Origin of the sequence: Limnofasciculus baicalensis BBK-W-15 (assembly GCF_024178385.1) — a bacterium.
GTDB classification, from domain to species: domain Bacteria; phylum Cyanobacteriota; class Cyanobacteriia; order Cyanobacteriales; family Coleofasciculaceae; genus Limnofasciculus; species Limnofasciculus baicalensis.
In genome coordinates this window covers 1-7,795 of record NZ_JAMZMM010000296.1, presented here as the reverse complement: position 1 = coordinate 7,795, position 7,795 = coordinate 1, and the positions used below count along the sequence as shown (strand labels likewise).

The 7,795-nt window shown below is 41.9% G+C and carries 9 protein-coding genes; 4 read left to right on the top strand and 5 right to left on the bottom strand.

All coding sequences use genetic code 11. The annotated features are described in order from the left end of the window. Positions 1–472 precede the first annotated feature (472 nt). Complete coding sequence (ilvD, locus tag NJ959_RS22390) at positions 473–2,158, bottom strand: dihydroxy-acid dehydratase (RefSeq protein ID WP_254013959.1); 1,686 nt, start codon at positions 2,156–2,158, stop codon at positions 473–475. 146 nt (positions 2,159–2,304) lie between these two features. Here ilvD and NJ959_RS22385 point away from each other — a divergent pair, with 146 nt between their 5' ends. Genes NJ959_RS22385 through NJ959_RS22375 form a run of 3 tightly spaced genes read left to right on the top strand, consistent with a single transcriptional unit; the run spans position 2,305 to position 3,176 of the window. Next, the gene (locus NJ959_RS22385) at positions 2,305–2,583 is read left to right on the top strand and encodes a type II toxin-antitoxin system RelE/ParE family toxin (RefSeq protein ID WP_254013958.1); all 279 of its coding nucleotides are present in this window, start codon (positions 2,305–2,307) and stop codon (positions 2,581–2,583) included. Positions 2,584–2,603: 20 nt separating this feature from the next. Then, positions 2,604–2,915 carry a HigA family addiction module antitoxin gene (locus NJ959_RS22380; RefSeq protein ID WP_254013957.1) on the top strand — a complete coding sequence of 104 codons (312 nt, stop codon included), beginning with the start codon at positions 2,604–2,606 and terminating at the stop codon, positions 2,913–2,915. After that, positions 2,916–3,176, top strand: a complete 261-nt coding sequence (locus NJ959_RS22375) for a DUF4926 domain-containing protein (protein ID WP_254013956.1) — start codon at positions 2,916–2,918, stop codon at positions 3,174–3,176. Positions 3,177–3,353: 177 nt separating this feature from the next. Here NJ959_RS22375 and NJ959_RS22370 read toward each other — a convergent pair whose 3' ends face one another. Beyond that, on the bottom strand, positions 3,354–3,845 hold the full coding sequence (locus tag NJ959_RS22370) for a helix-turn-helix domain-containing protein (RefSeq protein ID WP_254013955.1): 492 nt from the start codon (positions 3,843–3,845) through the stop codon (positions 3,354–3,356). A 210-nt stretch (positions 3,846–4,055) separates the two neighbouring features. On the opposite strand from NJ959_RS22370, the gene NJ959_RS22365 reads away from it, so the two are divergent. Beyond that, entirely contained in the window at positions 4,056–4,760 is a 705-nt protein-coding gene (locus NJ959_RS22365; RefSeq protein ID WP_254013954.1) for a PEP-CTERM sorting domain-containing protein, read from the top strand. A 1,000-nt stretch (positions 4,761–5,760) separates the two neighbouring features. Here the strand turns inward: NJ959_RS22365 and NJ959_RS22360 are convergent. The 3 genes from NJ959_RS22360 to NJ959_RS22350 all read right to left on the bottom strand — a co-directional run bounded on the left by NJ959_RS22360 (position 5,761) and on the right by NJ959_RS22350 (position 7,744). Next, complete coding sequence (locus tag NJ959_RS22360; RefSeq protein ID WP_254013953.1) at positions 5,761–6,324, bottom strand: Uma2 family endonuclease; 564 nt, start codon at positions 6,322–6,324, stop codon at positions 5,761–5,763. A 168-nt stretch (positions 6,325–6,492) separates the two neighbouring features. After that, positions 6,493–6,738, bottom strand: a complete 246-nt coding sequence (locus tag NJ959_RS22355) for a helix-turn-helix transcriptional regulator (RefSeq protein WP_254013952.1) — start codon at positions 6,736–6,738, stop codon at positions 6,493–6,495. A 238-nt stretch (positions 6,739–6,976) separates the two neighbouring features. Further along, positions 6,977–7,744 (bottom strand): YebC/PmpR family DNA-binding transcriptional regulator, encoded by a 768-nt coding sequence (locus tag NJ959_RS22350; protein WP_254013960.1) that lies wholly within the window; start codon positions 7,742–7,744, stop codon positions 6,977–6,979. Between the last annotated feature and the right edge of the window lie 51 nt (positions 7,745–7,795).

Sequence of the window (7,795 nt, the reverse complement as noted above, 5' to 3'; positions counted from 1 at the left end):
CTCCTCACTCCCTACTCCCCACTCCCCTCTCCCCTCTTTCAAGATAGATCTGAGTTTAATCGAGGTAGCCTAGAAGAGCATCAATACTGTTTGCCATGGGGACATTTGTGGCAATGGGACGATTTTGAGGTAATGGTCTAAGATTAAGTGTCTTAGTTATCCCACTCTCTGAGTTGGGAGTTTGTTGCTTTTCGGTTTTTGTGCCCCTAGTTTTAGTGCTGGCGCTCTCTGTCATCGTCTGTGGCTCCAAAATTATGTTTAAAAGTGGCGATTATTGGAAAATCGTAATTATATTTTAACAATTATGGGGAGGGAATTTGGCAGCGGATGGGTGATTGGTGATGAGGGAGGAGATTTGGCAGCAGATGGGTGATTGGTTTTCCCGATAGCTTTGCTTTTCTCAGATAACTCATCCGTTACATCCGTTACCCATCCGTTGCCACATCTGTTACCCATTTATTGCCAAGTCTTTTCACCCCAAATCCAAATCAGTCACCGCGCCAACACTACTGGAAGAAACTAATTTGGCATATTTAGCCAAAACACCTTTGGTATAACGGGGTGTGGGCGGTTGCCAATTAGTACGACGTTGGGCTAATTCCGCATCGGAGATATTGAGCTGCAATAATCGGGCGGGAGCATCTATAGTGATAGAATCTCCCTCTTCAACTAGTGCGATCGCACCGCCTACTGCTGCTTCTGGTGCAACATGTCCGACTACCATCCCGTAAGTGCCACCGGAAAATCTGCCGTCGGTGATTAATCCGACTGAATCGCCTAAGCCTGCACCAATAATTGCTGATGTGGGTGCTAGCATTTCTCGCATTCCGGGTCCACCTTTTGGTCCTTCGTAACGGACTACTATAATATCTCCAGCTTTAATTTTACCTGCTAACACTGCCTCTAGACAGGCTTCCTCTGATTGGAATACTCGCGCTGGGCCAGTAATTTGGGGGTTTTTGACTCCGGTAATCTTAGCTACTGCCCCTTCTGTGGCTAAATTACCTCGCAAAATTGCTAAGTGTCCTTGAGCATACATGGGATTATCCCATGGACGGATGACATCTTGGTCTTTTCCTGGTGTTTCCGGTATATCGGCTAAGACTTCACTAATGGTATTTCCGGTAATAGTTAAAGCATCGCCGTGGATTAAACCATGTGCTAACAGCATTTTCATGACTTGGGGAATGCCACCTGCTTTATGTAAATCCGTGGCGACATATTTACCACTGGGTTTCAGGTCACATAATACTGGAACCTTGGCGCGAATGGTTTCAAAGTCATCTAAAGATAAGTCAACGCCGATAGCGTTAGAAATTGCCAGTAAATGTAATACCGCATTAGTCGAACCACCCACTGCCATAATAACCGCGATCGCATTCTCAAAAGCTTGGCGAGTTAAAATTTGCTTGGGCAATAGCTGATTCTTAATCGCTTCCACCAAAACAAAGCCAGATTTCTCCGCACTATCGGCTTTTTCCATATCTTCTGCTGCCATAGTCGAAGAATAAGGCAAACTCATCCCCATCGCTTCAAAAGCCGATGACATCGTATTAGCAGTAAACATACCACCACATGAACCCGCACCGGGACAAGCATTCCTTTCCACAGCGATAAGTTGCTCTTCAGGGATTTTACCAGCACTATATTGTCCCACAGCCTCAAAAGCACTGACAACAGTCAAATCGCAGCCATTAAAATTTCCCGGCTTAATCGTACCACCATAAACAAAAATAGCCGGAATATTTATCCGCGCGATCGCAATCATCGCACCGGGCATATTCTTATCGCAACCGCCAATAGCGATTACCCCATCCATACTCTGCCCATTACATACAGTTTCAATGGAATCAGCAATAACTTCCCGCGATACCAGGGAATATTTCATCCCTTCCGTCCCCATAGAGATACCATCACTAATGGTAATGGTGCCAAACATTTGGGGCATCGCCCCCGCCTGCTTCAATCCTGCCTCAGCGCGTTTCGCTAATTCATTCAAGCCCAAATTGCAGGGGGTAATGGTACTGTAGCCATTCGCCACACCAACAATCGGTTTCGTGAAATCATCATCACCGAACCCAACCGCTCTTAGCATGGCACGATTTGGCGACCTTTGAACGCCCTGAGTGACGATTTGGCTTCTCAAGTTGTCTGGCATGGCTTTTGTCTCCCATTGGCACTTGGCTACGATCTATTAGGATACAACTAAGTTGGCGATTATCAACCGGGCTGTTGGTTAAATTTTCTGACCAAATAACTAGCCACTTAGGTTATGCTACTATTCAGGATTTAGAGGCTTGTTTAATGATCAAAACGATCCGTCACAAAGGATTAAAACAGTTCTACGAAAAAAGTGACACCTCGAAAATTCAACCACAGCAAGCTAAGAGGCTGCGTCTCATTTTGGGTATACTGAAAAGAGCTAAGACTGCGAGTGACATGAACTTTCCTGGATCTGAACTCCATTCCCTCTCTGGCAACCTGAAGGGCTTTTGGTCAGTAAAAGTGAGCGGTAATTGGCGTATTATCTTCCGCATTGAAGAGGGCGATGTTTATGACGTAGATTATCTCGACTACCATTAACAATGAAAGGAGGTTTAACTATGGAAATGTATAACCCACCCCATCCAGGAGAAGTACTTCAAGAACTTTATCTAGAACCTCTCGGATTAACTGTAACTGAGACAGCCGATGCACTAGGAGTTTCCCATCAAATACTCTCGGCTATCATAGAGGGATGCTACAGTATCACACCCGATATAGCAATGCGCCTTTCCAAAGCCTTCAGCACCAATCCCACAGTCTGGCTGGGAATGCAGCAAGATTACGATTTGTGGCAAGTTAAACAGAGGCTGGATCTTTCAGAGGTTCGGGTTCTCAGGGATGCTGAAGCTGAATTTATTGCTAGTTTTTGAATGAAAAACATCAATCTTTTAGATACTATTGCTATTCTCAACTCTGTTCCCCTGGAACGATTAACTTTAGCTGAGTCAGATTATGTGTCTGTTGAAAGCTTACCTAGCGGGCAAGTGGGCACTGTGGTGGAGGTATATTCAAAAAATGATAGCTATAAATATTTAGTTGAATTTTCAGATAGTCAAGGTAGGGAATATGCTATGGCTATTTTGCCAGAAGATGAACTTCTGGTTTTGCATTATGAACTTCAGGTTGCCTGAATCAGGCTTCACTACAGCGGTTTTCGCAGTAATGAGGTACACTTAATTGATCCTCAACATTTAAGCAATTGGTTTGTTAATTTCTGCTAGTGTACCTCATAAGAGAGGGAACCGCTGTATCACCAAAATATCTAAACAAACCTTACGGAATAATTTCTTTTTTGGATATCTCTGTTACTATTCAGAATTCTGAATCTGCTCTTGGACAAGTTCTAAGGGAAGTTTTAACACTCTAGCAATTTGTTCAACAGTCAATCCTTCTTTAACAAGTTCGCAAATTGCTTCTAATTTAGCATCTTGATAAGTTTTTGGTTGTTTTAATTCATTGTCTGGTAAATTACCGCAAATATTACCTCTATTAATTTGTACCCCATTTACCACATTAGAATGAGAAAAATTAGTATAATAATACCTTTGTAAACTAGATTTAATATTAGACTTACTGACTTCTTCTCCCAATGCTGTTGATATTGTTTTCCATAACTTACCTGCTGAATCTTTTATATACTTCTCAGAACGATGATTATTTTTGGCTATTTCTGCATATTTTTGATGAGATAATGAGCCTTCCAGGATTGCTTGCTGAAGATCGTCTAAATGTTCTCCAGTGTGAGAGAAGATCAGCTCATCTACAGTTGACACCAGCGATTGAATATCCGATGGGTTCATAAGCTAAGTTGGAGGTTGGGACAAATCGGCCTTTATATTACATTATAGTGCCTAGTGCGGCTAAATCAGTCTTTATATTATTTTTCTCTTAACTTTATATTTATTAACAATTGCTTTATATGGCTTTTTTTTGGCTTTTTTTGGTCTTGCCGGGAAAATTAATCTTGTATAAGATTGATCTGGGACAGTAACTATACCTTTTTTCAACCTATGAAACTAAATTATTTAGGCTCTTCGCTAATAGCTATTACACTAATTTGGGGCCATACTCAACCAGTAGATGCGGCTGTTGCCGTTTTGTTTGGAGGAGCTAAATATAGTGCAAAAATAATGAAAGAATGTCTGAAAGTACCTCTTCCTCCTCAATTAAAGGCAGCTTGTCTAGTTCTCGATCCTGCCCCTGTTCCTAGCATAGAAGAAATTGGTTTTGAGATTAAATACGATCCTAGCAAAATCAGAATTATCCCAGAGCGTAGTGGTTTTCTTTGTGAACTTTCATCTAATGGTGATTGTCCACCAGTTCCTCTAGTAGATTCTGGTCAACTTATTAATCTTGGAGATCCAAGAGAAAACACAAATTTTAACTTATATGTGACATCAGATACAGTAACTTTGTATCATGATTTAAGAAATAATCCCACACCACCCATTGATCGAGAATTTAACTTTTTTGGACTAGCCTTTGAACCTTTAGTTGATTTCAACCAAATTAGTGAAAGTGACTTTGTTCAACAAGTAAATAGCCCTGCTCAGTTTTGCACAGTATCTGGAGAGAGAACTACTTGTGGTGTTCCTGTGCCTGAACCTTCTACTATCTTAGGATCGCTAGTAGCTGCTATCGGCGCAGCCTCAACCCTCAAACGCAAACTAAAACCCTCCCAATCCCCAGACAAAGAAACCACAAAAATAGACTAATCTCCTCCAAAAAATATAACAAACCACCCCTTCATTCACATCCTTGAAGGGGTTTATTTATTACCTCAATTTTAAACATAATCCTTCTATGCTTAGTCAAATTTATTGATCATCTCTCTAATTTTGTTCGCTGCGATGTCAGCCTGCTCGGATTTAGCGTAGATGACAATCATCAGGATACAAATATTATCTTTAAATTAGTAGATGATCCGATTAGGAACATTTGCAGCTATTGGGAAACAAGCACAATTAGGAGATTGAAGGTGAAATAATCTACAGTGATTTCAGCCAAACTTATATTCCTCAAACCATTACGCTATTTGCTTTGAGTATGGTGGGAGTAGGCTTGTTATTGAAACAAAGTAGCATCTGCCAAAAATAAATAGCTGGAATGGTAGAGGATTTTGACTGAGAAAAGTCTCAAAAAGCTGATCTCTACGTTGCCATCCCGCCAGGGATTAAAATCCCTGTCTAATAGCTAAAGTCGGTTGAAACCGACTGAATATCTGGAGTTTAGTCCATTTTAACCAACTGAATATTTTAATTTAAGTCCGTTAAAACTCATAAATTGCACCATTGTCAGTAAGCGGCAAAACCAGCCGTAGAATTAATTCTACGGCTAATAGCTCAAGTCCATTTTAATGGACTGAAATTATGATGCCAGTCAGTTTTAACTGACTTAAGCTATTAGGCAGTGGTTTGAACCACTGCCGGGTTATGGCTACTGCTGCAATATTGGATATTAAATTTGTTGAAAGGGGTGTGTGGTGTAGGGTGTGGGGGTATACAAATTAAATGCGTAGCAGCTTACAATGTCTGTAGAATTAAAGGAACCAGACTTAGACCATTGAGAGAATAGCGATCGACTTCCATCCAACTATTGAGTCTAATATGGAAGGCATCCCTTTGTAGGTCAGAACCAAAATGCCTTGCTCTCAATAATTGAGATTGCTCCAGATATAGAAATCAATCCTTTAGTGCGATCGTGAAATTTATCAATTCACTCCAACAACCAGCCAAATAGTTCCCCAACAGACAATCTAAGTTCGCTGGCAAATGAAGGAACCAAAATTATTTGTTCGGGTTCGTCAAATGCAACGGGCGGTTGTTGCGATTGAAAAACAAAGATAGTTTTTTCTTCTGGATCGATTAACCACCCCATTTCTGTCCCATTTTCCAGACAGTGTAAAAGCTTTTTAATCAGTTTAGTTTGACTTTGATCTGGCGATAAAATCTCGGTCGCCCAATCTGGTGCTAGCATAAATCGATTAGCAACTCCACCATTTTCTTTCCGAGGGATTCTATCCCACAAAAACACAGAGACATCTGGTACAATCGAGCGACCCCCAAAAGTACAACGTAATTCTGGAAATGCTCGTGCAATCTTATTCGGCTTCAACGCCGCATTAGCGGTTGTCACCATTTCACCTTGAATGACACTGTGTTCTCCTTGTGGCATAGGTTTCTGAATAATTTGACCGTCGATGTACTCGCTAGCAGGTTTCGTTTCGGTTTGATCGAGAAACTCGTCTAGGGTTAATGGTTTAGATAGAGTTTGTACCATATTTCATGCCAAAATACAAATTGTCTTTGGATTAATTATAATTGAGCGATTGCCGAGCTTTAACCCCACCCAGAAACCTGACAACTCCGGCTGATTAAAAAATAATGAAACAACCAATATCCTACAAAATTTACTCCCCACTCCCCATTCCAAAAAACCCACTCCCCACTAATCATCCACTGAAATGGATACAACAAAATTAGTCAACTCCTCTAGCGTCACTCCTAAAACACTAGATAATTCCTTCACTTGAGACAAAGAGAGATCCACACGAGTCACTCCCCTTTCCCAATTACTAACTGTCTTACCAGTGACTCCAACCAGTTTGGCAAGTGCTGATTGGGATAGTCCTGCTCTTTCTCTAAGTTTTTTTAAATCTGATTCCAAATCTTGACCGAATCGCTTTTGCTTCATCTGACACCTCTGGAGGAAACTATAGCAGTTTTCGATCAAGTGCGATCGCGGATGGTATGGGCAAAGTCTAGACGTAGTGCTTGAATAGCAAATTTCATTCAAACATAGAATGTAGGACAGATGTCCCGCCTGCCAGTTAAAGAAGTAACAATGGGGCGGGCAATGTCCATCATACAACCGATAATCCAATCCCACAGGAGATTGTGGACATTATCCGCCCTAGGGATGACTCTTGCCATCAAGTCATAATCAAAGACATCAACTCGTCTGCCATCTCGAAGTTGGCAGTAACATTTTGCACATCATCTAAGTCTTCAAGGGCATCCATCAATTTTAGAAGCGATCGCGCTAAATCTGGATCGGTGACTTCTACTGTATTTGCCGGAATCCAGCGTAATTCCGCATTCTGGACTGTAAATTTTCGCTCCTTTAAGGTTTGATTGAGGTTTTCCAGGTTACTTACCTCGGTAAATACAACAGCAACCTCCCCATCCTCATCTTCGATCAAATCGTAATTCTCTGCTCCTCCTTCTAACGAAGCTTCCAATAGGCAATCTTCAGCAATGTTACCCGTAACCGTAACAACCCCCTTTTGCTCGAACATCCAGCTCACACAACCCGTTTCACCAAGATTGCCACCCTTCTTAGTAAAAGCCTCCCGCAAGTCAGCAGCGGTGCGATTGCGATTGTCAGTGAGAGCTTCAATGATAATCGCCACCCCACCCGGACCATAGGCTTCATAGCGAATCTCTTCGAGATGATCGCTATCACCGCCCAACTTACCCGCACCTTTTGCGATCGCGCGTTCAATATTATCATTAGGAATTCCCGCCGCCTTAGCATTCTCAATCGCTGTACGCAACCGGAAATTCCCTTCTGGGCTGCTCGCACCGCTACGGGCTGCCACAATAATCTCCCGCGAGATTTTAGCAAAGGTTTTCCCCTTAACCGCATCAACTCTAGCTTTTTGGCGTTTGATATTTGCCCATTTACTGTGTCCTGCCATAACTGCAAAACCAAAGTTCTCTAAATCCCGTCTCTTAGAGTAGCTTGGGAA